The 23,528-nt window shown below is 73.2% G+C and carries 19 protein-coding genes; 16 read left to right on the top strand and 3 right to left on the bottom strand.

What is annotated here, in order from left to right; all coding sequences use genetic code 11:
- Positions 1-20: 20 nt before the first annotated feature.
- Positions 21-260 carry an antitoxin gene (locus tag ABZ479_RS29360; RefSeq protein ID WP_500464365.1) on the bottom strand — a complete coding sequence of 80 codons (240 nt, stop codon included), beginning with the start codon at positions 258-260 and terminating at the stop codon, positions 21-23.
- Between the two features lie 108 nt (positions 261-368).
- Between ABZ479_RS29360 and miaA the strand changes: the two genes are divergently transcribed.
- The 7 genes from miaA (at position 369) to hflX (ending at position 9,179) form a co-directional block, all read left to right on the top strand.
- Positions 369-1,310: a tRNA (adenosine(37)-N6)-dimethylallyltransferase MiaA gene (gene miaA / locus ABZ479_RS29365; RefSeq protein WP_500464366.1), complete on the top strand. Its 942-nt coding sequence runs from the start codon at positions 369-371 to the stop codon at positions 1,308-1,310.
- Positions 1,311-1,457: 147 nt separating this feature from the next.
- Entirely contained in the window at positions 1,458-1,991 is a 534-nt protein-coding gene (locus tag ABZ479_RS29370) for a hypothetical protein (protein ID WP_500464367.1), read from the top strand.
- 311 nt (positions 1,992-2,302) lie between these two features.
- Positions 2,303-2,779, top strand: a complete 477-nt coding sequence (locus ABZ479_RS29375) for a hypothetical protein (RefSeq protein ID WP_500464368.1) — start codon at positions 2,303-2,305, stop codon at positions 2,777-2,779.
- 16 nt (positions 2,780-2,795) lie between these two features.
- A complete protein-coding gene (gene dapF / locus ABZ479_RS29380) occupies positions 2,796-3,674 on the top strand; it encodes a diaminopimelate epimerase (RefSeq protein WP_500464369.1) in 879 nt (292 codons plus the stop codon).
- Positions 3,675-3,826: 152 nt separating this feature from the next.
- Entirely contained in the window at positions 3,827-5,971 is a 2,145-nt protein-coding gene (locus tag ABZ479_RS29385) for a RelA/SpoT family protein (protein WP_500464370.1), read from the top strand.
- A gap of 72 nt (positions 5,972-6,043) precedes the next feature.
- A complete protein-coding gene (locus ABZ479_RS29390; RefSeq protein ID WP_500464371.1) occupies positions 6,044-7,528 on the top strand; it encodes a M1 family metallopeptidase in 1,485 nt (494 codons plus the stop codon).
- A 142-nt stretch (positions 7,529-7,670) separates the two neighbouring features.
- Positions 7,671-9,179 carry a GTPase HflX gene (gene hflX, locus ABZ479_RS29395; RefSeq protein WP_500464372.1) on the top strand — a complete coding sequence of 503 codons (1,509 nt, stop codon included), beginning with the start codon at positions 7,671-7,673 and terminating at the stop codon, positions 9,177-9,179.
- A 73-nt stretch (positions 9,180-9,252) separates the two neighbouring features.
- Here hflX and ABZ479_RS29400 read toward each other — a convergent pair whose 3' ends face one another.
- Positions 9,253-10,428, bottom strand: coding sequence for a trypsin-like serine peptidase (locus ABZ479_RS29400; RefSeq protein WP_500464373.1), 1,176 nt, complete (start codon positions 10,426-10,428; stop codon positions 9,253-9,255).
- A gap of 213 nt (positions 10,429-10,641) precedes the next feature.
- On the opposite strand from ABZ479_RS29400, the gene ABZ479_RS29405 reads away from it, so the two are divergent.
- From ABZ479_RS29405 to ABZ479_RS29420, 4 genes are all read left to right on the top strand, one after another.
- Positions 10,642-12,021, top strand: a complete 1,380-nt coding sequence (locus ABZ479_RS29405; RefSeq protein WP_500464385.1) for a diaminobutyrate--2-oxoglutarate transaminase family protein — start codon at positions 10,642-10,644, stop codon at positions 12,019-12,021.
- Positions 12,022-12,088: 67 nt separating this feature from the next.
- On the top strand, positions 12,089-13,954 hold the full coding sequence (locus tag ABZ479_RS29410) for an IucA/IucC family protein (RefSeq protein ID WP_500464374.1): 1,866 nt from the start codon (positions 12,089-12,091) through the stop codon (positions 13,952-13,954).
- 21 nt (positions 13,955-13,975) lie between these two features.
- The gene (locus tag ABZ479_RS29415) at positions 13,976-14,695 is read left to right on the top strand and encodes a GNAT family N-acetyltransferase (RefSeq protein ID WP_499601903.1); all 720 of its coding nucleotides are present in this window, start codon (positions 13,976-13,978) and stop codon (positions 14,693-14,695) included.
- A 79-nt stretch (positions 14,696-14,774) separates the two neighbouring features.
- Positions 14,775-16,763 (top strand): ATP-dependent DNA helicase, encoded by a 1,989-nt coding sequence (locus ABZ479_RS29420; RefSeq protein ID WP_500464375.1) that lies wholly within the window; start codon positions 14,775-14,777, stop codon positions 16,761-16,763.
- Between the two features lie 143 nt (positions 16,764-16,906).
- Here ABZ479_RS29420 and lexA read toward each other — a convergent pair whose 3' ends face one another.
- Positions 16,907-17,677: a transcriptional repressor LexA gene (gene lexA, locus ABZ479_RS29425; protein WP_499601900.1), complete on the bottom strand. Its 771-nt coding sequence runs from the start codon at positions 17,675-17,677 to the stop codon at positions 16,907-16,909.
- A 536-nt stretch (positions 17,678-18,213) separates the two neighbouring features.
- Between lexA and nrdR the strand changes: the two genes are divergently transcribed.
- The 5 genes from nrdR to ABZ479_RS29450 all read left to right on the top strand — a co-directional run.
- Positions 18,214-18,726, top strand: a complete 513-nt coding sequence (gene nrdR, locus ABZ479_RS29430; RefSeq protein WP_499601899.1) for a transcriptional regulator NrdR — start codon at positions 18,214-18,216, stop codon at positions 18,724-18,726.
- Between the two features lie 126 nt (positions 18,727-18,852).
- Entirely contained in the window at positions 18,853-21,768 is a 2,916-nt protein-coding gene (locus tag ABZ479_RS29435; protein ID WP_500464376.1) for a vitamin B12-dependent ribonucleotide reductase, read from the top strand.
- 264 nt (positions 21,769-22,032) lie between these two features.
- Complete coding sequence (locus tag ABZ479_RS29440; protein WP_500464377.1) at positions 22,033-22,344, top strand: hypothetical protein; 312 nt, start codon at positions 22,033-22,035, stop codon at positions 22,342-22,344.
- A 124-nt stretch (positions 22,345-22,468) separates the two neighbouring features.
- Positions 22,469-22,933: a hypothetical protein gene (locus tag ABZ479_RS29445; protein ID WP_500464378.1), complete on the top strand. Its 465-nt coding sequence runs from the start codon at positions 22,469-22,471 to the stop codon at positions 22,931-22,933.
- Positions 22,934-22,984: 51 nt separating this feature from the next.
- A partial coding sequence (locus ABZ479_RS29450; protein WP_500464379.1) for a serine/threonine-protein kinase occupies positions 22,985-23,528 on the top strand: 544 nt, incomplete at its 3' end.

Consider the following 23,528-nt stretch of genomic DNA (forward strand, 5'->3'; position numbering starts at 1 on the left):
CCCGGGACCCGGGGCCGGCCTCAGGGCGTGTCCTTGGAGCCGCTCTCCTTCAGGTGCTCCATGGCGTCCTTGGTCTTGTCCACACCCTTGTGGATCTTTCCGCTGTACTTGTGCTTGGTCTTCTCGTCGACCGTGCGCGCGACCTTGTCCAGCCGGGAGCCGATCGCCTCGCCGTGCTGCTCCATGAAGTCGCCGGCCTTGGCGCCGGCCCTGGCCCTGGCGTGCTCGGCCTTGGCCTTCAGCGTGTCCTTGAGGCTCATGCGTCACCGTCTCCCGTGGATGCCTTTGCCGGAAATGACCCTTTTCCCGTAAAGATCTTACTCGTCCACAGGTAAAACCGCCCCGCCGGAATTTGCGAAACTGTGCACGTGAGAATTGACGTCCCCCATGTGATCGCGGTGGTCGGCCCCACCGCGGCCGGCAAGTCCGACCTCGGAGTCGCCCTCGCCCAGGCCCTCGGCGGCGAGGTGATCAACGCGGATTCCATGCAGCTCTACCGCGGCATGGACATCGGCACCGCCAAGCTCACCGAGGACGAGCGGCAGGGCGTGCCGCACCACCTGCTCGACATGTGGGACGTCACCCAGGCCGCCAGCGTCGCCGAGTACCAGCGCCTCGCCCGCGCCGAGATCGACCGGCTGCTGGCCGCCGGGCGCACCCCCGTGCTCGTCGGCGGCTCGGGGCTCTACGTGCGCGCCGCCATCGACGCCCTGGAGTTCCCCGGCACCGACCCGGAGGTGCGCGCCCGGCTGGAGGCGGAGCTCGACTCCCTCGGTTCCGGCCCGCTGCACGCCCGCCTGGCCGCCGTGGACCCGGAGGCGGCCCGCGCGATCCTGCCCAGCAACGGCCGGCGGATCGTCCGCGCCCTGGAGGTCGTGGAGATCACCGGCCGCCCCTTCACGGCGAACCTGCCCGGTCACGACTCCGTGTACGACACCGTCCAGATCGGCGTCGACGTCCCGCGCCCGGAACTCGACGAGCGGATCACGCTGCGGGTCGACCGCATGTGGGAGGCCGGGCTGGTCGGCGAGGTGGCCGCCCTCGAGTCGGCCGGCCTGCGCGAGGGGCGTACGGCCTCCCGGGCCCTCGGCTACCAGCAGGTGCTGGCCGCGCTGGCCGGGGAGTGCACCGACGCCGAGGCGCGCGCGGAGACCGTCCGGGCCACCAAGCGCTTCGCGCGCCGCCAGGACTCGTGGTTCCGCCGGGACGGCCGGGTGCACTGGCTCGCGGGCCGCGGCCAGGAACTCACCGGCCAGGCACTCGCCCTCCTGGGGCCCGCCCGGTCGGGCGGTCACAGCCTGATCACCTGAGGCGCCGCCCGGTCGGCGGGGCCGGGCGGGCGCTCCTCGGCGGTACGGCCGGCCCCGGACCAAGGGGGAAGCACGGGCCCGGAGTTGACGGGAGCGGGCGGCGGGGACGGCTCCGAGGGGCCGCAGAACATGTGATCCCATGGACGCATGGCGGAGGAAGTCACGTTCTTGGGCCCGTTGGAACTGACCGGCGGCATCTGGGGCGTCGGGGACGCCACGCGCCCGGGCACCCATTGGGTGGAGTTCCGCCCGGACGGCCTCCACCAGCACGAGCCGGATGCCGGGGGACGGCTGGTGCCGTGGTCGAGGATCATGACGGGCATCCGGTTCAGCTGGAACAAGTCCTCCCGGAGCACGCAGAGCAAGGGCGAGTACACCCTGTGGGGGACGGTCGCCGGGCGCTCCGGCGGCTGGATGCACATGACGCTGCGCGACCCGTACGAGGACCATGCACTGCGCTTCGACCGGCACGCGCGCCGGTACCGGTCCGTGGACGCCGTACGGCTGGAGTGGATGCTGCGGCACCTCGTCGACGTGGGGAGGCTGCCGCTCCTCGGCGATCCGGGATGGGTGGGCCGTGCCGTGGCGGGCCTGGCCGGCGGGAAGCAGAGCTGGAGCACCGCTGCACTGCGGCGGGTGGTGGTGGAGGCCGTGACGGCGGCCGGACCCGGCCGCGCCTGACCGATCCCTCCCGCCGGGGCCCTGTCCGCGCCTGCCGGTCCGCTGCGGCACGCGGGCGACCAGCCGTGACGACGGGCGGCCGCTCCCCGGATGTCCCGGTCGCCGGGGACCCGCGACGCAGGACGGCGACGGCCGCGTAGATCAACAAGCGCAGGCCGGTGCCGAGCCCCCTCGGATCGGCCGGGCGGGGCGGTCACAGCCTGATCACGTGATGGCATCGGGACGCCCCAGCGGCACTTGACGCCTCTTCGAGCGTGCCATCATCGAGCATCGGAGCTACGGTGTCGGACTTCTTGGGAGGGCGCGTGGCGATGGAAGCCGGCCCTCGCAACGGACCGCAGCCGGACCGCGGCGAGCGCGCCTCCGGCGAGGAGCTCGAGTCCCGTGACCGGCTCGTGGTCGACGGCCCCCTCGATGACCCGCTGGACGAGCAGACCCTCGCCGAGGAGGAGCAGTCCTTCCGCGAGCTGCGGCCCGAGCGGCGCCTGCGCGTCTGGCAGATCGCCCCCATCGTCGCCCTCGGTGTGCTGGGCTCGCTGATGTTCGCCTTCCCGCTGGCCTTCGAGACCGGTGACGGCGGCGCCGTCGTCGCGATGCTCGGGCTCCTGCTCGGCTGCTGCTCCGCGGGCTGGGGGATCATGGCCGCCCGCCGGGTCGGCTACACCTGGCCGGGACTGCCGGCCCGCGGTTCCGGCCGCCGCCCGGACTGGCGCTTCGTGGCGCTGTACGCGGCGATCACCGTGGTGCTGGCGCTGCTCGCCTTCTGGCGGGTCGCCCGTCTGCGCTGACCCGTAGACTCGGCGCATGACCAGCGCAGCACCGCAGGGCCTGCCCTTCCTCAAGGGGCACGGCACGGAGAACGACTTCGTGATCATCCCCGACCCCGACGGGGTGCTCGACCTGACCCCGGTGGGCGTCGCGCGCCTGTGCGACCGCCGCGCCGGGATCGGCGGCGACGGGGTGCTGCGCGTGGTGCGCTCGGCGAAGCACCCGGAGGCCGCCGCCATGGCCGCGGAGGCCGAGTGGTTCATGGACTACCGCAACGGTGACGGCAGCGTCGCGGAGATGTGTGGCAACGGCGTACGGGTCTTCGCGCACTACCTCCTGCGCGCAGGGCTCACCGGCGCCGGCGACGTCGCCGTGGCGACCCGCGCCGGCGTACGCCGGGTGCACATCGACAAGGACGGCGACATCACGGTCGACATGGGCCGTGCCGCCCTCCCCGCCGGCGAGGTCGAGGTGGCGGCCGGCGAGCGCAGCTGGCCCGCCCGCAACGTGAACATGGGCAACCCGCACGCCGTCGCCTTCGTCGACGACCTCGCCGACGCCGGCAAGCTGCTGGACGCCCCGCGGTGGGCGCCCGCGGCGGCCTACCCGCACGGCGTGAACGTGGAGTTCGTCGTCGACCGCGGTGACCGGCACGTCGCCATGCGGGTGCACGAGCGCGGCTCCGGCGAGACCCGCTCCTGCGGCACCGGTGCCTGCGCCGTCATGGTCGCCGCGGCCCGGCGCGACGGCCGCGACCCGGCCGTCACCGGGCGCCCCGAGACGTACCGGGTCGACCTGCCGGGCGGGACCCTGGTGATCACCGAACGTCCCGACGGCACCGTCGAGATGACCGGGCCGGCGGTGATCGTCGCCGAAGGCGTCATCGATCCCGCCTGGCTCGGCGACGGCGGCTGAGGATACCCGCTCCGAGGACCCGGTATTCGCTCGAACGGGTGATGCCGATCACGCTGGGCGAGAGCGTGGCAGCGGCACGTGATGGGCTCGGTAGCATCAAGCACCGGCACGGAAGCCATCCCGCCGGTGGGTGACGCTGCCGGAGGTGCCGCATGAGACCGGACAACGCAGTGGAGACCGCCCCGGGCGCCGCAGGACGCAGGCGCATCCCCCGGGCCGCGGATCTGCGCCGGATGGGACGTGCGGCCCTGCTGGGCGCGGGCGGCCGCGCCGGCCGCATGCCGGAGTCCATCGAGCACATCGCCAAGGTGCACCGCACCCGGCATCCCGGCGCGGACCTCGCCATCCTGCGCCAGGCGTACGTGCTCGCCGAGTCCTCGCACCGCGGGCAGATGCGCAAGAGCGGCGAGCCGTACATCACGCACCCGCTCGCGGTGACCCTGATCCTCGCCGAACTCGGCGCGGAGACCACGACGTTGACCGCCTCGCTGCTCCACGACACCGTCGAGGACACCGAGGTGACGCTCGATCAGGTGCGGGAGGAGTTCGGCGAGGAGGTGCGCTTCCTCGTCGACGGCGTCACCAAGCTGGAGAAAGTGGACTACGGCGCCGCCGCCGAGCCGGAGACCTTCCGCAAGATGCTCGTCGCCACCGGCAACGACGTCCGCGTGATGTCCATCAAGCTCGCCGACCGGCTGCACAACATGCGCACCCTCGGCGTCATGCGCCCCGAGAAGCAGGCCCGCATCGCCAAGGTCACCCGGGACGTGCTGATCCCGCTCGCCGAACGCCTCGGCGTCCAGGCGCTGAAGACCGAGCTGGAGGACCTGGTCTTCGCCATCCTCCACCCCGAGGACTACCTCCGCACCACCGAACTGATCCTGGAGCACGCGGCCCTGCCCGATCCGCTGGGCGCCGTCGCGGACGACGTCCGCAAGGTGCTCCGCGAGGCCGGCATCGGCTCCGAGGTCGAGGTGCGGCCCCGGCACGTGGTCTCCGTGCACCGGGTCAGGCTCAAGCGCGGCGGCGCGCTGCCCGGGGGCAGCGACTTCGGGCGGGTGCTGATCCAGGTCGCCGAGGACGCCGACTGCTACGCCGTCCTGGGCGAACTGCACACCTGCTTCACCCCGGTCATCGCGGAGTTCAAGGACTTCATCGCGGCGCCCAAGTTCAACCTCTACCAGTCGTTGCACACCGCCATCCGCGACGGCGAGGGACGCGTCGCCGAAGTCCTCATCCGCACCCGGCAGATGCACCACGTCGCCGAGGCCGGCGTCATCGCGCTCGGCAACCCGTACGTCACCGCCGAGACCGCGGACTGCGACGAGGGCGAGCGCGTCGACCCCACGCGCCCCGGCTGGCTCGCCCGGCTGCTGGAGTGGCAGCGCGAGGCCCCCGACCCGGACTTCTTCTGGAGCACCCTGCGCGACGAGCTCGCCCAGGACCGCGAGATCACCGTCTTCTCCGCCGACGGCGGCACCGTGGGCCTGCCCGACGGCGCCACGTGTACCGACGCTGCCTACGCGTTGCACGGCGAGGGCGCCCACTCCTGCGTCGGGGTACGCGTCAACGGGCGGCTCGCGCCGCTGGGCACCGTCCTGCGGGACGGCGACACCGTCCAGCTCCTGATGGCCGGGGCCGGGGCCGGGACGGGCGAAGGGGACGGGGAAGGCTACGGCCCCTCGCCCGAGTGGCTGGAGCACGCCCGCACCCCGGCCGCCCGCATCGCCATCGCCCGCTGGCTGGAGGCCAACCCGGGGGCCACCGCCGAGGAGGAACCGGCCGCCCCCGCGGTCCGTACCGCCGCCACGGCCGCCCGCAGGGCCGCGGAACCGCTCGCGGACACCGACCCGCCCGGCGCCACCGTGCGCATGGCCCGCTGCTGTACCCCCGTGCCGCCCGACGGGATCACGGGCTTCCCCATCCGCGGCGGCACCGTCGCCGTGCACCGCGGCGAGTGCCCCGTCGCCGCGCGCATGGCCGCCTCGGGCCGTGCCACGGTCGCCGTCCATTGGCGCTCCGACGCGCCCGTCACCGGTCACCGGGCCACCCTCTACGCCGAGGCGCTGGGCCGGCCCCGGCTGCTCGCCGACCTCACCGAGGTGATCGCCACCGAGGGCGTCGCCATCGTCTACGCCGCGGTGGAGCCGCCGCAGGAGCACCGGGTGCGCCACACCTACACCGTCGAACTCCCCGACCCGGGCGCGCTGCCCGCGCTCATGCGCGCCATGCGCGCCGTCCCCGGGGTGTACGACGTGTACCGCGCCCAGGAGACCGTGGCCGCCGCGCAGGCGTAGAGGACTACCCGATCGGGTGGGGTACTGACGCGCCGCCGCCGGGCGGGCACGGTGCGCTGATAGCGGTATCCCATGATCGGATCCATTGCGCGCCGTGCCACCGTCACAGCGGCGGCCGTGGTGGCGCTCACCGCGGCCGCACTGCCCGGCGACACGACGCCCGCGGGGCTCGGTGACCGGCTCTACCCGGACCTCGGAAACGCCGGGTACGACGTCTACGACTACGACATCTCGTTCACCTACCGCGGCAACGACCGGCCCCTTGACGCCGTGACCCGGGTCGACGCCCTCGCCACGGACACCCTCGACCGCTTCCACCTCGACTTCCGCGGCGACGTCCGCTCCGTCGAGGTCAACGGCCGCCGGGCGGCGTTCCGCACCCTGCGCGAGGAACTGGTCGTCACCCCCGCCGTCCCCGTCCCCCGCGGCGACCGCCTGCGGGTGACCGTCGTCCACACCAGCGACCCCGCCGTCAAGGGCGACACCGGCTGGATCCGCACCAAGGACGGCCTGGCCATGGCCAACCAGGCCGCCGCCGCCCACACCGTCTTCCCCTGCAACGACCACCCCTCGGACAAGGCCCGCTTCGCCTTCCACGTCACCGCGCCGAACGACCTCACCGTCGTCGCCAACGGCCTGCCCGAGACGGCGGTCCGCAAGGGCCCGGTGACGACCTGGAACTACCGCACCGTCCACGTGATGGCCACCGAGCTCGCCCAGGTCTCCGTCGGCCGCTCCGCCGTCCTGCGCCGCACCGGCCCCGGCGGCCTCCCGCTGCGCGACGTCCTCCCTTCCGCCGACCCCGACCGGGCGGCCCTGGAGAAGCGCCTGGCGATGACCGCCGGGCAGATCGCGTGGATGGAGCGGCAGGTCGGCCCGTTCCCCTTCGAGACGTACGGCATCCTCAGCGCCGACACCGTCACCGGCTTCGAGCTGGAGACCCAGACCCTCTCGCTCTTCGAGCGGCGGGTGCTGCTGGGCCGGGAGGCCGACGCGGCGCCGGTGATGGTGCACGAACTGGCCCACCAGTGGTTCGGCGACAGCGTCTCGCCCGCCACCTGGTCGGACCTGTGGCTCAACGAGGGGCACGCCACCTGGTACCAGTGGCGCTACGCCGCCGAGCACTACCGCGAGCTCACCCTGGAGCAGCTCGCCAAGGCCGCCTACGGCGCCGACGCGCGCCTGCGCCGCGACGGCGGCCCGGCCGCCGCCCCCAAGCCGCCCGGCGCCGACGGCAAGCTCGGCATCTTCCGCGGCAACGTCTACTTCGGCGGAGCGCTCGTGCTGTACGCGCTGCGGCAGGAGATGGGCGCCGACGCCTTCCAGCGCCTGGAGCGGGCCTGGGTCGCCCGCCACCGCGACGGCGTCGCCTCCACCCGGGACTTCATCGCCCTCGCCTCCGAGGTCGCCGGCCGCGACCTGGACGGCTTCCTGAGTGCCTGGCTCTACGGGCCCACCACGCCCCCGATGCCCGGCCACCCCGACTGGAAGCGCTCCGTGCCCGCCAAACCGGTGCACGGTGACGCACACCGGCGCGAGGCGGGGAAAGTCGCGTGACCCGGCGGTGAAGGGCGTGCGACCATCTACCTACGGCGACGACACGCCCGGGCCGGGGAATCCTCCGGCACCGAGCGGCGTTGTTCCCATACGAGGGGCCCGGTGCCCCCCGTCCCCGTCGACCATCCGAGCAAAGGATCCAATGACCTCCTCTTCCTCCTCTTCTTCTGCTTCTTCTGCCCGCAGCCGCCAGCGCCTCCCCGAGAGCCTTCGGGCCGACGCCCTGATGGAAGAGGACGTCGCCTGGAGTCACGAGATCGACGGAGAGCGTGACGGCGACCAGTTCGACCGCTCCGAGCGTGCGTCGCTGCGACGGGTCGTCGGCCTCTCCACCGAGCTCGAGGACATCACCGAGGTCGAGTACCGCCAGCTCCGCCTGGAGCGGGTCGTGCTCGTCGGCGTCTGGACGGACGGCACGGTGCAGGACGCGGAGAACTCCCTCGCGGAGCTCGCCGCCCTCGCCGAGACCGCGGGCGCCCACGTCCTGGACGGTGTCATCCAGCGCCGCGACAAGCCGGACCCGGCCACCTACATCGGTTCCGGCAAGGCCCAGGAGCTGCGCGACATCGTCTCGGAGAGCGGTGCCGACACCGTCGTCTGCGACGGTGAGCTCAGCCCCGGCCAGCTCATCCACCTCGAGGACGTCGTCAAGGTCAAGGTCGTCGACCGCACCGCGCTGATCCTCGACATCTTCGCCCAGCACGCCAAGAGCCGTGAGGGCAAGGCGCAGGTCTCGCTCGCGCAGATGCAGTACATGCTGCCGCGGCTGCGGGGCTGGGGCCAGTCGCTCTCCCGGCAGATGGGTGGCGGTGGCTCGGGCTCCTCGGGCGGCGGCATGGCCACCCGTGGTCCCGGTGAGACCAAGATCGAGACGGACCGGCGGCGCATCCGCGAGAAGATGGCCAAGATGCGCCGTGAGATCGCGGAGATGAAGACCAGCCGCGACCTCAAGCGCCAGGAACGCAAGCGCCACAAGGTGCCCTCGGTCGCGATCGCCGGCTACACCAACGCCGGCAAGTCCTCGCTCCTCAACCGGCTCACCGGAGCGGGCGTCCTGGTGGAGAACGCGCTGTTCGCCACCCTGGACCCGACCGTGCGCCGGGCGGAGACCCCGGGCGGCCGGCTCTACACCCTGGCCGACACCGTTGGCTTTGTGCGGCACCTGCCGCACCACCTGGTCGAGGCGTTCCGCTCCACCATGGAGGAGGTCGCCGAGGCGGACCTCATCCTGCACGTGGTGGACGGCTCACACCCCAACCCGGACGAGCAGCTCGCCGCCGTGCGCGAGGTCTTCCGCGACGTCGGCGCGCTCGACGTGCCGGAGATCGTGGTGATCAACAAGGCGGACGCCGCCGACCCGGTGATGCTGCAGTCCCTGCTGCGCCGCGAGAAGCACTCCATCGCCGTCTCCGCCCGCACCGGGCGGGGCATCGCGGAGCTGCTGGCCATGATCGACGACGAGCTGCCGAGGCCCGCCGTCGAGATCGAGGCCCTGGTGCCGTACACGCGCGGCGCGCTCGTCGCCCGCGTCCACGCGGACGGCGAGGTGCTCTCCGAGGAGCACACCGGCGAGGGCACCCTGCTCAAGGCGCGGGTGCACGACGAGCTCGCGGCGGAGCTCGAACCGTTTGCCCTGGCCGCGCGCCACTAGGCCGGATCACGGTACGCATCATGAGGGCCCGCCCCCGGCCGGGGGCGGGCCCTCATGGCGTCCGGCGGCCCGGTCAGCCGCGGACGGCGTCGAAGACCTCCTCGGCCTCGGAACCCAGGTGCGGACCCGCCAGCCAGCGGGGGCTGTCCTGCGGACCGATGGAGGTGTTGCTGACCAGCGCGAGCCCGCCGCCGGGCTCCCGGGCGAACCAGCCGCCGCCGGAGGAGCCCGCCGTCATGGTGCAGCCGAGCCAGTGCATCGTCGGCGCCCCCCTGTCCAGGGCGAGGCGGACCGGATCGCCCGAGCAGTGGTACTGCTGGTAGCCGAAGCCGTCGAAGGGGGCCGCGGCCGGGTAGCCGCGGATGTCCATGGAGTCGATGGCGGCCGAGGTGGGCGCGTCGAACCAGACCGGCACCGAGGCCCCGACCGTCTCCTCCAGCGAGGTGCCGGAGTCGGGGTTGGTCACCTTCAGCACCGCGAAGTCGTAGGGGTAGGCGGAACTGGTCTCCGAGGACTCCCCGCCCCCGTCGATCCACTGCTGGGAGGTCCCCGCCTTCGTCGCCCACCACGTGCCGTAGGGCGCGAGCTGCTCCTTGCCGGCGCTCCGCAGCGCGGCGCCGGTCAGGCCCGCGTCGTTGAAGGACGGCACGAAGACGATGTTGCGGTACCAGCCGCCCCGGGCGCCCGCGTGCACGCAGTGCCCGGCCGTCCAGACCAGGTTGCTGCGGCCCGGGTTCGCCGGGTCGCTCACCACGGTCGCCGAGCAGACCGCCTGGCCGTCGGGCATGTCGAAGAGCAGCTTGCCCGTGGCCGGGGAGGCCTGGTGGTACGGGGTCGGCAGCCGCTGCGCCCGGATCGCGGCCGGCTCCGGGTCGGTGGTGCCGTCGTCCGCCTGTCCCAGGTCGGGCCGTTGCTCGTCGTCCGGGGTCCCGTCGGCGTTGCGGAGCCGGTCGGCGTCCCAGAGGTCCTTGATGATCGGGTTGATGAAGTCGGCCGCGTCGCGCAGCCACTTGTCCTTGTCCCAGTCCTTCCAGCCGCCGTTCTTCAGCGCGTCGGCCCACTTGTCCAGGTCGTCGAGGCTGGTGGGGAGGGCGGTCGGCAGTCGGAGGCCGCCGTCGCCCGCCGTGGCGGTGGGCGTGGGGCTCGGCTTGGCGTCGGCGTTGTCGTCGGACGGGCCGCAGGCCGTCGCGGTCACGGCGAGCAGTGCCGCGGCGATGGCGGCCGCGGCCAACCGGCTTATCGGTGCCATGGGTTGTGGTCCCCCTGTTGTCAACACGTCGTCAACAGTCGTCTGCCCGCTCGAGGGCGCCCCCGCACCATGCCCTCACGAGGAGGACGGCGCCGGCCCCGCCGACGGTTCCTCGCCACGATCTCCGCCCCAGGCAGTTGCCGGTCAGCGCGTACGTCGTTGGTAGCTCCGGGGACGCAAGCGCCGACACCGAGGAGTGAGCACGTGACCGCCATGCCGAGCGCGAGGAGCCGACCGGCGGTGCACGAGGGCGGACGCGTGGACACCGAGGGCATCCTGCGCCGCCAGTCGTCACGCGAGTCCGCCGCCCGCACCTACGCCCGCTGGCTGCCCGTCGTCCCCGTGCGCGCCCGCGGCATGACCATCGAGGGCGCCGACGGCCGCCGTTACCTCGACTGCCTCTCCGGCGCCGGCACCCTCGCCCTCGGGCACAACCACCCCGTCGTCCTCGAGGCCGTCCGCGCCGTCCTCGACTCCGGCGCCCCGCTCCACGTGCTGGACCTCGCCACCCCCGTCAAGGACGCCTTCACCACGGCCCTCTTCGAGACCCTGCCGCCCGAACTCGCCCACCGCGGACGCGTCCAGTTCTGCGGCCCCGCCGGCACCGACGCCGTCGAGGCGGCCCTCAAACTCGTCCGCGCCGCCACCGGCCGCGACGGACTGCTCGCCTTCTCCGGCGGCTACCACGGCATGACCGCCGGCGCCCTCGCCGCCACGGGCGACACCGCCGTCCGCGGCCCGGCCGCCGCCGACGCGCGGATCACCCGGCTCCCGTACCCGTACGACTACCGCTGCCCGTTCGGCGTCGGCGGGGAGCACGGCGCCGAACTCGCCGCCCGCCTGACGGAGAACCTGCTCGACGACCCCAAGGGCGGTGTCCAGCCCCCGGCGGGGATGCTCCTCGAACCCGTCCAGGGCGAGGGCGGCGTCATCCCCGCCCCCGACGACTGGCTGCGGCGCATGCGCGAACTCACCGCGGCGCGCGGCATCCCCCTCATCGCCGACGAGGTGCAGACCGGCGTGGGGCGCACCGGCGCCTTCTGGGCCGTCGACCACAGCGGTGTCGTCCCCGACGTGATGGTGCTGTCCAAGGCGATCGGCGGCAGCCTCCCGCTCGCCGTCATCGTCTACCGCGAGGAACTCGACGTCTGGCGGCCCGGCGCCCACGCCGGGACCTTCCGCGGCAACCAGCTCGCCATGGCCGCGGGCACCGCCACGCTCGCCTACGTGCGCCGCAACGGCCTCGCCGAGCGTGCCGCGCTGCTCGGGGCCGGCATGCTCTCGCGCCTGCGGGCGCTGGCCGCGGAGCACCCGTGCGTGGGCGACGTCCGCGGCCGCGGCCTCATGCTCGGCGTCGAACTCGTCGACCCGGACGCACCCGCCGGCCCCGGGGGCGTCCCCCCGACCGCACCGCGCCTGGCGGCGGCCGTCCGGCGGGCCGCCCTCGACCGCGGGCTCATCGTCGAACTCGGCGGCCGCGACGGCAGCGTGATCCGGCTGCTTCCCCCGCTGACGATCACCGAAGAACAGTCAGAAGCCGTCCTCGACCGTCTCGCCGACGCCCTCGCCGCGGCGACCGCGGTCCCGGCGTGACCTCGCGCCCACCGGCCCCGCCCCGGAGCGGACGCCACCGGGCGCCGACCCCCCACGGAGCGAAGCGATGACCGTACGTCCCGGCGAAGAGGCCACCGTGGCCGTCCCCCAGCAGCGCGCCGCCATGGCCGAACCGCCGGGCCGCACCGAGCCGGCGGCCCCCGCGGAACCCGCGGAGCCGTCCGCCGCCCCGACCGGCGCCGACCCGCTGGAGCAGGCGGACCCGTGGGCCGCCGCCGACGCCGCGGGCACGGAGGCGCTGCTGCGCTGCTGGGTCCGCGAGAAGGGGCTGCCGCCGGAGCCGGACGGCCGCACCCTGCGCGTCCCGCTGCCGGCGAGCGGCGCCGAACTCCTGGTCCCGGTACGCCACTGGTCGGCCGTCGGCCACCACCGCTTCGGCGTGCCGCGGCCCGCCTCCGCAGGCGGCCCGCTGGACGCCGTCACCCTCGCCGCGCTGCTCGCCCGCGAGGCCGCCACGACCGGCCCGGACGGTCCCGGCCTCGTCGCGCGCGTCGCCGACTCCGTACGCCAGACCGCCGCGTTCCTCACCGGACGCCGCGCCCGCCCCGCCGCCCCCCACGGCACCCACCCCTTCCTCGACGCCGAGCAGGCCCTCGTCCTCGGCCACCCGCTGCACCCCGCGCCCAAGGGCCGGGAAGGACTCACCGAGGCCGAAGCCTCGGTGTACGCCCCGGAGCTGCGCGGGTCCTTCGCCCTGCACTGGCTGTCCGTGCACCCCTCGCTCCTGGCCGCCGACTCCGCCTGGACCGAACGCGGCCGCCCCGTCCCCGCCGGGCACCTGCTGGCGGCCCTCGCCGGACCGGAGCTCACCCGGCGGCTCCCCGCGGGCACCGTGCCCCTGCCGCTGCACCCCTGGCAGGCCCGCGAGGTCGCCCACCGCCCGGGGGTGCGCGCCCTGCTGGAGGCCGGACTCCTCCACGACCTCGGTGCCGCCGGCGAGCCCTGGCACCCCACGTCCTCACTGCGCACCGTCTACCGGCCCGGTGCTCCCGCGATGCTCAAGCTCTCGCTGGCCCTGCGGATCACCAACTCCCGCCGTGAGAACCTCCGCAAGGAGCTGCACCGGGGCGTCGAGGTGCACCGGCTGCTCAGGGCCGGCCTCGCCGCGCGCTGGCACGCCGCCCACCCCGGGTTCGACATCGTCCGCGACCCCGCCTGGCTGGCCGTCGGCACCCCCGAGGGCGTCCCCGTGCCCGGCCTCGACGTCGTCCTGCGGCACAACCCCTTCGGCCCCCGCGACGAGGTGCGCTGCCTCGCCGGCATCACGGCCCCCCGACCCGCGCCGGACGGCGGCGGCGCCCTGCGCTCAGGGCTCGCGGAACTGCTGGGCCGGCTCGCGTCCCGCACCGGGCGACCGGTCGCCGCCGTCGCCACCGAGTGGTTCCTGCGCTACCTCGACGCCGTGGTCCGGCCCGTCCTGTGGCTCGACGGCGAGGCGGGCATCGCCCTGGAGGCCCACCAGCAGAACACCCTGGTCGTCCTCGACGCCGGCGGCTGGCCGGCGGGCGGCCGGTACCGCGACAACCAGGGCTACTACTTCCGCGAGTCCGCGCGCGCCGGCCTCACGGCCCTGCTGCCCGGAGCCGGCGAGGACAGCGACACCTTCGTGGCCGACGCCGTCGCCGACGAGCGCTTCGCCTACTACCTCGGGGTCAACAACGTCCTCGGCCTGGTCGGCGCCCTCGGCTCCCAGCGGCTCGCCGACGAACGCGTGCTCCTCGCCGCCCTCCGCCGCTTCCTGGAGCGGGCCGCCCGCACCGGCCGCTCGGGACTGCCCGCGCGGCTGCTGGAGGAACCCTTGCTGCGCTGCAAGGCCAACCTCCTCACCCGGCTGCACGGCATGGACGAGCTGGCGGGCCCGGTCGACACCCAGTCCGTCTACGTCACCGTCCCCAACCCCCTCACCGCCTGACGAGAGGAGGCCGCGACCGCCGTGGCGACCGCCGAACCCACCCCCGCCCCCGCAGCCCCGCCCGGGAACGCCGACGACACCCTCGACCTGGAACTGCCCCCCGAGATCCGTGCCCTCTTCGACGAGGACGTCACCGCCGACGACCGCGCCGGCGGCCCGACCCCCCTCGACGACCTCCTCGACGGCGTCGCCGACTGGGGCCCGGTCGGCACCCCCGCGGGCACCTTCCAGCTCGTCCCCGTACGGCCCGAACGCGACCTCCCCGTCATCGCCCACTGGATGAACGACCCCGCCGTGGCGGAGTTCTGGGAGCTCGCGGGCCGGCCCGAGGTCGCCGAGCGGCACCTGCGCGCCCAGCTCGACGGCGACGGCCGCAGCATGCCCTGCGTCGGGGTCCTCGACGGGGTGCCCATGAGCTACTGGGAGGTCTACCGCGCCGACCTGGACCCGCTGGCCCGCTACTACCCGGCCCGCCCCCACGACACCGGCCTCCACCTGCTCATCGGCCCCGTCGCCGACCGGGCACGCGGCCTCGGCGGCACCCTGTTGCGGGCGGTCGCCGACCACGCCCTGCGCCGGCGTCCCCGCTGCACGCGGGTGGTCGCCGAGCCGGACCTGCGCAACACCCCGTCCGTCGCCGCCTTCCTCACAGCGGGCTTCCGCTTCTCGGCGGAGGTCGAGCTGCCCGGCAAACGGGCCGCGCTGCTCGTCCGCGACCGCGCGCTGCGTCACCTCCTGTGACCCGCCGGTCCCGCGGGGGGACCGGCGGACGTCCGGCGGCGACCGCGCTGTCGGTGCCGCCCCGTAGGCTGGACCCCCTATGACACAGCCCGCGAAGCCCGCCCTCACCGACCTCCTCCACGCCGCCGTCAGCGCGGTCGGCGGGGTGGAGCGGCCCGGCCAGGTCGCCATGGCCGAAGCCGTCGCCGAAGCCGTCGACAACGGCTCCCACCTGCTCGTCCAGGCCGGCACCGGAACCGGCAAGTCGCTCGGCTACCTGGTGCCCGCACTGGCCCACGGCGAGCGCGTGGTGGTCGCCACGGCGACCCTGGCCCTGCAGCGCCAGCTCGTCGAACGCGACCTGCCGCGCACCGTCACCGCGCTGCATCCCCTGCTGCGCCGCGAGCCGCAGTTCGCGATGCTCAAGGGCCGCTCCAACTACCTGTGCCTGCACCGGCTCCACGAGGGCGTGCCGCAGGACGAGGGCGACGGGCTCTTCGACCAGTTCGAGGCCGCCGCCCCCACCAGCAAGCTCGGCCAGGACCTGTTGCGGCTGCGCGACTGGTCGGACGAGACGGAGAGCGGCGACCGCGACGACCTGACCCCCGGCGTCTCCGACCGCGCATGGCAGCAGATCTCGGTGACCTCCCGGGAGTGCCTGGGCGCCTCGCGCTGCGCCTACGGCGCCGAGTGCTTCGCGGAGGCGGCGCGCGAGCGCGCCAAGCTCGCCGACGTCGTCGTCACCAACCACGCGCTGCTGGCCATCGACGCCCTGGAGGGCGCGCCCGTCCTGCCCTCCCACGAGGTGCTCGTGGTCGACGAGGCCCACGAACTGGTCTCGCGCGTCACCGGCGTCGCCACCGGCGAGCTCACCCCCGGCCGGGTCAACCGCACGGTGAAGCTCGCGTCCAAGCTGGTCAACGAGAAGGCCGCCGACGCCCTGATGAGCGCGTCGGAGGGCTTCGAACGGCTGATGGAACTCGCCCTCCCCGGGCGCCTCGAAGAGCTGCCCGAGGATCTGCGCTACGCCCTGATGGCGCTGCGCGACGCCTGCCGCCAGGTCATCACCTCGCTCGGCGAGACCCGTGACCGCTCGGTGCAGGACGAGGACGCCGTCCGGAAGATGGCGCTGGCCGCCACCGAGAACGTCCACGAGGTCGCCGAGCGCATCGTCGAGGGCTCCGAGTACGACGTCGTCTGGTACGAGCGCCACGACCGCTTCGGCGCCTCGCTGAGGGTCGCTCCGCTCAGCGTCTCCGGCCTGCTGCGGGAGAAGCTGTTCACCGAGCGCTCCGTCGTCCTGACCTCCGCCACGCTCCGGCTCGGCGCCGGCTTCAACGGGGTCGCGGCCTCGCTCGGGCTGGCCCCGGAGGGCACCGTGGCCAAGGAGGGGGAGGAGGAGCCGCCCGAATGGAAGGGCCTCGACGTCGGCTCGCCGTTCGACTACCCCAAGCAGGGCATCCTCTACGTCGCCCGCCACCTGTCGCAGCCCGGCCGGGACAGCGGCCGGGAGGACATGCTGGACGAGCTCGCCGAGCTGATCGAGGCCGCCGGCGGTCGCACGCTCGGGCTGTTCTCGTCCATGCGTGCGGCCCAGTCCGCCGCCGAGACGCTGCGCGGCCGGATCGACCACCCGATCCTGCTGCAGGGCGAGGAGACCCTCGGCGAGCTGATCCGACGCTTCGCCGCGGACGCCCGGACCTGCCTGTTCGGCACCCTCTCGCTCTGGCAGGGCGTGGACGTGCCTGGGCCGAACTGCCAGTTGGTGGTCATGGACCGGATCCCGTTCCCCCGGCCGGACGACCCGCTGATGAGCGCACGCCAGAAGGCGGTGGAGGAGAAGGGCGGCAACGGCTTCATGGCGGTCGCGGCCACGCACGCGGCGCTGCTGATGGCGCAGGGTGCCGGCCGCCTGGTGCGCGCCTCCGGTGACCGCGGGGTCGTCGCGGTCCTCGACCCCCGGCTGGTCACCGCGCGCTACGGCAGCTTCATCAAGGCCTCCATGCCGGACTTCTGGCAGACGACCGACCGCAACCAGGTCCGCCGCTCGCTGGCCGCCATCGACGCGGCCGCCTCGGCGGCCGAGTGACACCACCGGGCACGGGCCGTCCCGAGGACAGGCCCCCGGAACACACCACCGGAACACACCCCCGGCAGACGCTCCCCGGAACACAACAGGGCCCCGGAACCGGCGCAGAGGTCCCGGGGCCCGGTCACGGGCGGGTCCTAGGCTCAGACCCGGCGCAGCACCGCCACGACCTTGCCGAGGATGGTCGCCTCGTCACCGGGGATGGGCTGGTACGCGGCGTTGTGCGGCATCAGCCACACGTGCCCGTCCTCGCGCTTGAAGCGCTTGACCGTGGCCTCTCCCTCGATCATCGCCGCGACGATGTCGCCGTTCTCCGCGACCGGCTGACGGCGCACGGTCACCCAGTCGCCGTCACAGATGGCGGCCTCGATCATCGAGTCGCCGACGACCTTGAGGACGAACAGCTCGCCGTCGCCCACCAGCTGGCGGGGGAGCGGGAACACGTCCTCCACGGACTCCTCGGCGAGGATGGGGCCACCGGCGGCGATCCGGCCCACCAGGGGCACGTACGACGCGGAGGGCTTGCCCGCGGTGTCCGTGGGCTGTGCCTGCGCGGAGTCCGAGGCGCGCACCTCGTACGCGCGGGGCCGGTGCGGGTCGCGCCGGAGGAATCCCTTGCGCTCCAGGGCCATGAGCTGATGGGCGACCGACGACGTGCTCGACAGCCCGACGGCCTGACCGATCTCACGCATGGACGGCGGGTATCCGCGCCGCTGGACGGAATCCCGGATCACCTCGATGACGCGCCTTTGGCGGTCGGTGAGTCCGGAGCTGTCCGCCCGGATTCCTGGAGGTCGTCCGGGTAGCGCTCGCGCGGGCTTTGGCGTCTCGTCGTTCATCGCTTCCATCGGGCGTACCCGGTCCTGGGGGCGGTCATGGGCGGTCAATGCGGCGCTGTCGGCGGTGGTGGTCACGGCGGCCCCTCTCGAGATGTTCTCCCTAGTAGGACAACGGTAGTTGCTTTCGAAAGGTTGCGCCAAACACACGTTCGAGTGAATTTGCACAGATCTACTGACGCGAGCAAGGTGTAGATGGTATTGATCGAATATAAATTCGAATTCACCGTGCATTCGAGATCCGAACGCCGTTTCCCCGGGCGGGTATTGCGGTGCCGCCCCCGTTCCCCTCGCCCGTCTCCATGATGCGCGAGCCGTGACGATCCGTACACCCAGTGTGTCACTCGCGCCCCGGCTCCCCCGGGAGGCGCCGCGTCGCGTAGGCTCCCGTCCCGTCGGCGGGCCGCGACACGCGGTCCGTGCGATGGGCGCATTTGGCCACCACGGCACCAGATCTAGTGGTTGGATGGAGTGCAGCCCCCACAAGTAGTGGTCCCCGGGTCATCAAGCCCTCCTGGATCGCCTATGCTTGTGGCTGCTTCGCGGGGCCGTCACCGGCCCTTCGGGCTCAGAAGTCGTGCGCTCACCGTGGGTGAGGGAGGGAGAGGGAAACGATGCACTGCCCCTTCTGCCGACACCCCGACAGCCGCGTCGTCGACAGCCGGACCACCGACGACGGCACCTCGATCCGCCGTCGCCGGCAGTGCCCCGACTGCGGCCGCCGGTTCACCACCGTGGAGACGGCCTCGCTGATGGTGATCAAGCGCAGCGGGGTCACCGAACCCTTCAGCCGGAACAAGGTCATCGCCGGGGTCCGCAAGGCCTGCCAGGGCCGGCCCGTCACCGAGGACGCCCTCGCCCAGCTCGGGCAGCGCGTCGAGGAGGCGGTCCGCGCCACGGGCAGCGCCGAGCTGTCGACCCACGACGTCGGACTGGCCATACTCGGCCCGCTGAAGGACCTGGACCTGGTCGCCTACCTGCGGTTCGCCTCGGTCTACCGGGCCTTCGACTCGCTCGAGGACTTCGAGGCGGCGATCGCGGAGCTGCGCGACCAGGGGCCGCCGGGCGACACCGGAGGGCGGGGCCGGGACGGAGCCGTCCCCACCGCCGCCCTCGCCGCGGAATAGCGGCGGCGCACCGGCACCGGACTTGCCGGGCACCTGGGGGTGCACCGGCCGTGAGACACATCGACGCGGGAAGACCGCGGCGCTTCAGGGCGTTTTACCTGTAATGCCTGTAATGGGAGGCGGCACATGACAGAGACGACGAGCGGCCCGGCACGGGGTTCCCGAGCCAAGGCCGGCAAGGCGGCCGCGGCGGCCCCGGCCGCCAAGGGCCTGCGCATCGAGCGCATCCACACCACCCCGGGGACGCACCCCTACGACGAGGTGGTCTGGGAACGCCGTGACGTCGTCATGACCAACTGGCGCGACGGCTCGATCAACTTCGAGCAGCGCGGCGTGGAGTTCCCCGACTTCTGGTCGGTGAACGCGGTCAACATCGTCACCAGCAAGTACTTCCGCGGCGCCGTCGGCTCCCCGCAGCGCGAGAGCAGCCTCCGGCAGCTCATCGACCGCGTCGTGACGACGTACCGCAAGGGCGGCGAGGACCACGGCTACTTCGCGTCGGCCGCCGACGCGGAGATCTTCGAGCACGAGCTCACCTGGGCCCTGCTCCACCAGGTCTTCAGCTTCAACTCCCCGGTCTGGTTCAACGTCGGCACCGCCCAGCCGCAGCAGGTCTCGGCGTGCTTCATCCTCTCGGTCGACGACTCCATGGAGTCCATCCTCGACTGGTACAAGGAAGAGGGGATGATCTTCAAGGGCGGTTCCGGCGCGGGCCTGAACCTCTCCCGCATCCGCTCCTCCAAGGAGCTGCTCTCCTCCGGCGGCAACGCCTCCGGCCCGGTCTCCTTCATGCGCGGCGCCGACGCCTCCGCCGGCACCATCAAGTCCGGCGGCGCCACCCGCCGCGCGGCCAAGATGGTCGTCCTGGACGTCGACCACCCGGACGTCGAGGCCTTCATCGAGACCAAGGTGAAGGAGGAGGAGAAGATCCGCGCCCTGCGCGACGCGGGCTTCGACATGGACCTGGGCGGCGACGACATCACGTCCGTCCAGTACCAGAACGCCAACAACTCCGTCCGCGTGAACGAAGAGTTCATGAAGGCGTACGAGAACGGCGAGAAGTTCGGCCTGCGCGCCCGGATGACCGGCGAGGTCATCGAGGAGGTCGACGCCAAGGCCCTCTTCCGCAGGCTGGCCGAGGCCGCCTGGGCCTGCGCCGACCCCGGCATCCAGTACGACGACGTCATCAACCACTGGCACACCACGCCGGAGACCGGCCGCATCACCGCGTCCAACCCCTGCAGCGAGTACATGCACCTGGACAACTCGTCCTGCAACCTCGCCTCGCTCAACCTGATGAAGTTCCTCGACGACGACGGCAAGGGCAGCCAGCGCTTCGACGCCGTGCGCTTCGCCAAGACCGTCGAGCTCGTCATCACCGCGATGGACATCTCCATCTCCTTCGCGGACTTCCCGACGCAGAAGATCGGCGAGACCACCCGCGCCTTCCGCCAGCTGGGCATCGGCTACGCCAACCTCGGCGCGCTGCTCATGGCGACCGGCCACGCCTACGACTCCGAGGGCGGCCGCGCGCTCGCCGGTGCCATCACCTCCCTGATGACCGGCACCTCCTACAAGCGTTCCGCGGAGCTCGCCGCGGTCGTCGGCCCGTACGACGGCTACGCCCGCAACGCCACCGCCCACAAGCGCGTCATGAAGCAGCACTCCGACGCCAACGCGGTCGCCACGCGGATGGACGACCTGGACACCCCCGTGTGGGCCGCGGCCACCGAGGCCTGGCAGGACGTCCTGCACCTCGGCGAGAAGAACGGATTCCGCAACGCGCAGGCCTCCCTGCTGGCGCCGACCGGCACCATCGGCCTGATGATGGACTGCGACACCACCGGCATCGAGCCGGACCTCGCCCTGGTCAAGTTCAAGAAGCTGGTCGGCGGCGGCTCCATGCAGATCGTGAACAACACGGTCCCGCAGGCCCTGCACCGTCTCGGCTACCAGCAGGAGCAGATCGAGGCGGTCGTCGCCCACATCTCCGAGCACGGCAGCGTCCTCGACGCGCCCGGCCTGAAGCCCGAGCACTACGAGGTCTTCGACTGCGCCATGGGCGAGCGCTCCATCGCGCCGATGGGCCACGTCCGGATGATGGCCGCGACCCAGCCGTTCCTGTCCGGCGCCATCTCCAAGACGGTCAACATGCCGGAGTCGGCGACCGTCGAGGAGATCGAGGAGATCTACTACGAGGGCTGGAAGCTCGGCCTGAAGGCGCTCGCGATCTACCGCGACAACTGCAAGGTCGGCCAGCCGCTCTCCGCCAAGACGAAGGCGGGCGAGAAGAAGGCCGAGGCGACGCCGGCCGCCGCCCCCGCCGCGGTCGAGAAGGTCGTCGAGTACCGCCCGGTCCGCCGCCGGCTCCCCAAGGGCCGCCCGGGGATCACCACCTCCTTCACGGTGGGCGGCGCCGAGGGGTACATGACCGCCAACTCCTACCCGGACGACGGTCTCGGCGAGGTCTTCCTGAAGATGTCCAAGCAGGGTTCGACCCTCGCGGGCATGATGGACGCCTTCTCCATCGCCGTCTCGGTGGGCCTGCAGTACGGCGTGCCGCTGGAGACCTACGTCTCGAAGTTCACCAACATGCGCTTCGAGCCGGCCGGCCTCACGGACGACCCGGACGTGCGGATGGCCCAGTCGATCGTCGACTACATTTTCCGCCGCCTGGCGCTGGACTTCCTGCCCTTCGAGACCCGTTCCGCCCTCGGCATCCACTCCGCCGAGGAGCGCCAGCGCCACCTGGACACGGGTTCCTACGAGCCCGCCGCCGAGGAGGTCGACGTCGAGGGTCTGGCGCAGTCCGCCCCGCGCCAGACCGAGGCGCCCAAGCCGGCGGCCACCGTCGTGCCCGAGGCCGAGGCGGTCGCGGTGGCCCCGGCCCCGAAGACCGCGCACAACTCGACGGAGCTGCTGGAGATCCAGCTCGGCCTGAACGCCGACGCCCCGCTCTGCTTCTCCTGCGGCACCAAGATGCGCCGCGCGGGCAGCTGCTACCTCTGCGAGGGCTGCGGCTCCACCAGCGGCTGCAGCTGACCTGAGGCCGCCGGCCTGATCCGGCCGTCGTCCCCCGCGTGTCCCCCCGAAGCGCTCCGCTCCGGGGGGACACGCTGCGTTGCGGGCCTTCTCCCTGCGTTCCGGAGGTCCGGGCGCCGCCGAAGCCGGCGCGCACCTTCTATTCCGGTCCCTCCGGGCCCGCATAGGGTCGAGGGGACCGCTGTCGCATTCCCGTGACGGTGAGGCGTTTCCCCTCCCGCGGCGATCGGCGCCTTCTTCCGCGTACGCCAAGGAGTTCCCCCGTTGTCCACCGATCCCCTCGCCGGCACCGTCGCGTCGCTGATCCCGGCGGCACGGGAGGAACTCGCGGAGCCCGTCGCGTTCAGGTCGGTCGCGGACCCGGCCCTCGCGCCCTCCGAGGAATGCCACAAGGCCGCCGCCATCGGATTCCGCGGACCCGGGGCACGGATCCACTCCGTGGACGAAAGCGTGTCCGTCGGCGAATTGCGGCGCCCGGCCGTCGCCGAAGCCCAGTTCATGCGCCATTCCGTGGGAACGGTCGACCGCGAACAGCGGGGCGGTGCGGGTCATGGCGGTGCGGGTCATCGGAAGTGACGTGCTCTTCCCGGGGAAGCGTTGTTGCCTTTGAGCCGCCGCGCCGTTCCCCGGTCCGTCGTCGATCCGCGTGCCGCCGTCCGTCCGGCGCCCTGCGCGACTCACCCGCCCTTTGGAGCACCCGGTGCGGAAAGCACTCGTATCCGCCGTACTCGCCACCGCCGGACTCGGCGTGTTCGTCGTCGGGCAGCCGAGGGGTTCCGACGCGCACGGGGCGGTGGGGGGCGCCGCCTCCGCGGCGGGTCTGCGGGTCGGCGCCGTCTGCTCGTCGGGCATCGCTTACGCCACCGAGGTCTCCTGCGGGCTGGGCGAACTCGGGGACGTGCGCTTCCGGTGCCCCGAGGGCACCTCGGCCGGCCCCTGCCCGCGAACCCGCACCGTCACCCTGGAGAACACCGGCCGCGCGTCCCTGCGGCTCGTCACCATCAGCGGCTCGGCGCCGGGCGAGCGGCACGAGACGGTCTCCGGCCTCCTGCGGCCCGGGGCCCGGACGGCCCTGGGGCCGCGGGCCGGCGACACCTACCTCTACGACATCGTTCTGCGCTTCGACGCCGGCCCGGTCCGGGCGCGGGTCGTCGCCCTGTCCTGAGCCCGGCCCGGCGACCGGCCCCGACCACGGATGACCTAGGAGTATCGCGCGATGTCCGACCTCGGACGCCTGGTGGCCGGCAGGTACCGGCTGGTGGAGCGGATCGGCCGTGGCGGGATGGGCACGGTCTGGCGGGCCGAGGACGAGCTGCTGGGACGCGCGGTGGCGGTGAAGCGCCTGCACCCGCCGCAGCCGCACCTGCACGAGGACGAGCTGGAGACGCTGTTCGAGCGGACCCGGCGGGAGGCGCGCAGTGCGGCGCGGATCAGTCATCCCAACGTGGTGGTGGTGCACGACGTGGTGGACGACGAGGGTCTGCCGGTGATCGTGATGGAGTACGTGCCGTCGACGACGCTCGGGGACGTGCTGAAGGAGCGGGGTCCGGTGGTGCCGGGGGAGGCCGCGCGGATCGGGCGGGCGATGGTGGCGGCGTTGCGGGCGGCGCATGCGGCGGGGGTGCTGCACCGGGACGTGAAGCCGGGCAACGTGCTGCTGGCGGGGTCGGGCCGGGTGGTGCTGACGGATTTCGGGATCGCGCAGGCTTCGGGGACGTCGACGCTGACGCGGACGGGTGAGCTGATCGGGTCGATCGACT

Origin of the sequence: Streptomyces sp. NPDC005722 (genome assembly GCF_040630935.1) — a bacterium.
Taxonomy (GTDB): domain Bacteria; phylum Actinomycetota; class Actinomycetes; order Streptomycetales; family Streptomycetaceae; genus Actinacidiphila.

Bases quoted from the DNA above. Each gene is read 5' to 3' on its own strand.
- ABZ479_RS29360 (WP_500464365.1), bottom strand. From the start codon at position 260: ATGAGCCTCAAGGACACGCTGAAGGCCAAGGCCGAGCACGCCAGGGCC.
- ABZ479_RS29370 (WP_500464367.1), top strand. From the start codon at position 1,458: ATGGCGGAGGAAGTCACGTTCTTGGGCCCGTTGGAACTGACCGGCGGC.
- ABZ479_RS29375 (WP_500464368.1), top strand. From the start codon at position 2,303: ATGGAAGCCGGCCCTCGCAACGGACCGCAGCCGGACCGCGGCGAGCGC.
- dapF (WP_500464369.1), top strand. From the start codon at position 2,796: ATGACCAGCGCAGCACCGCAGGGCCTGCCCTTCCTCAAGGGGCACGGC.
- ABZ479_RS29385 (WP_500464370.1), top strand. From the start codon at position 3,827: ATGAGACCGGACAACGCAGTGGAGACCGCCCCGGGCGCCGCAGGACGC.
- ABZ479_RS29390 (WP_500464371.1), top strand. From the start codon at position 6,044: ATGATCGGATCCATTGCGCGCCGTGCCACCGTCACAGCGGCGGCCGTG.
- hflX (WP_500464372.1), top strand. From the start codon at position 7,671: ATGACCTCCTCTTCCTCCTCTTCTTCTGCTTCTTCTGCCCGCAGCCGC.
- ABZ479_RS29400 (WP_500464373.1), bottom strand. From the start codon at position 10,428: ATGGCACCGATAAGCCGGTTGGCCGCGGCCGCCATCGCCGCGGCACTG.
- ABZ479_RS29405 (WP_500464385.1), top strand. From the start codon at position 10,642: ATGCCGAGCGCGAGGAGCCGACCGGCGGTGCACGAGGGCGGACGCGTG.
- ABZ479_RS29410 (WP_500464374.1), top strand. From the start codon at position 12,089: ATGACCGTACGTCCCGGCGAAGAGGCCACCGTGGCCGTCCCCCAGCAG.
- ABZ479_RS29420 (WP_500464375.1), top strand. From the start codon at position 14,775: ATGACACAGCCCGCGAAGCCCGCCCTCACCGACCTCCTCCACGCCGCC.
- nrdR (WP_499601899.1), top strand. From the start codon at position 18,214: ATGCACTGCCCCTTCTGCCGACACCCCGACAGCCGCGTCGTCGACAGC.
- ABZ479_RS29435 (WP_500464376.1), top strand. From the start codon at position 18,853: ATGACAGAGACGACGAGCGGCCCGGCACGGGGTTCCCGAGCCAAGGCC.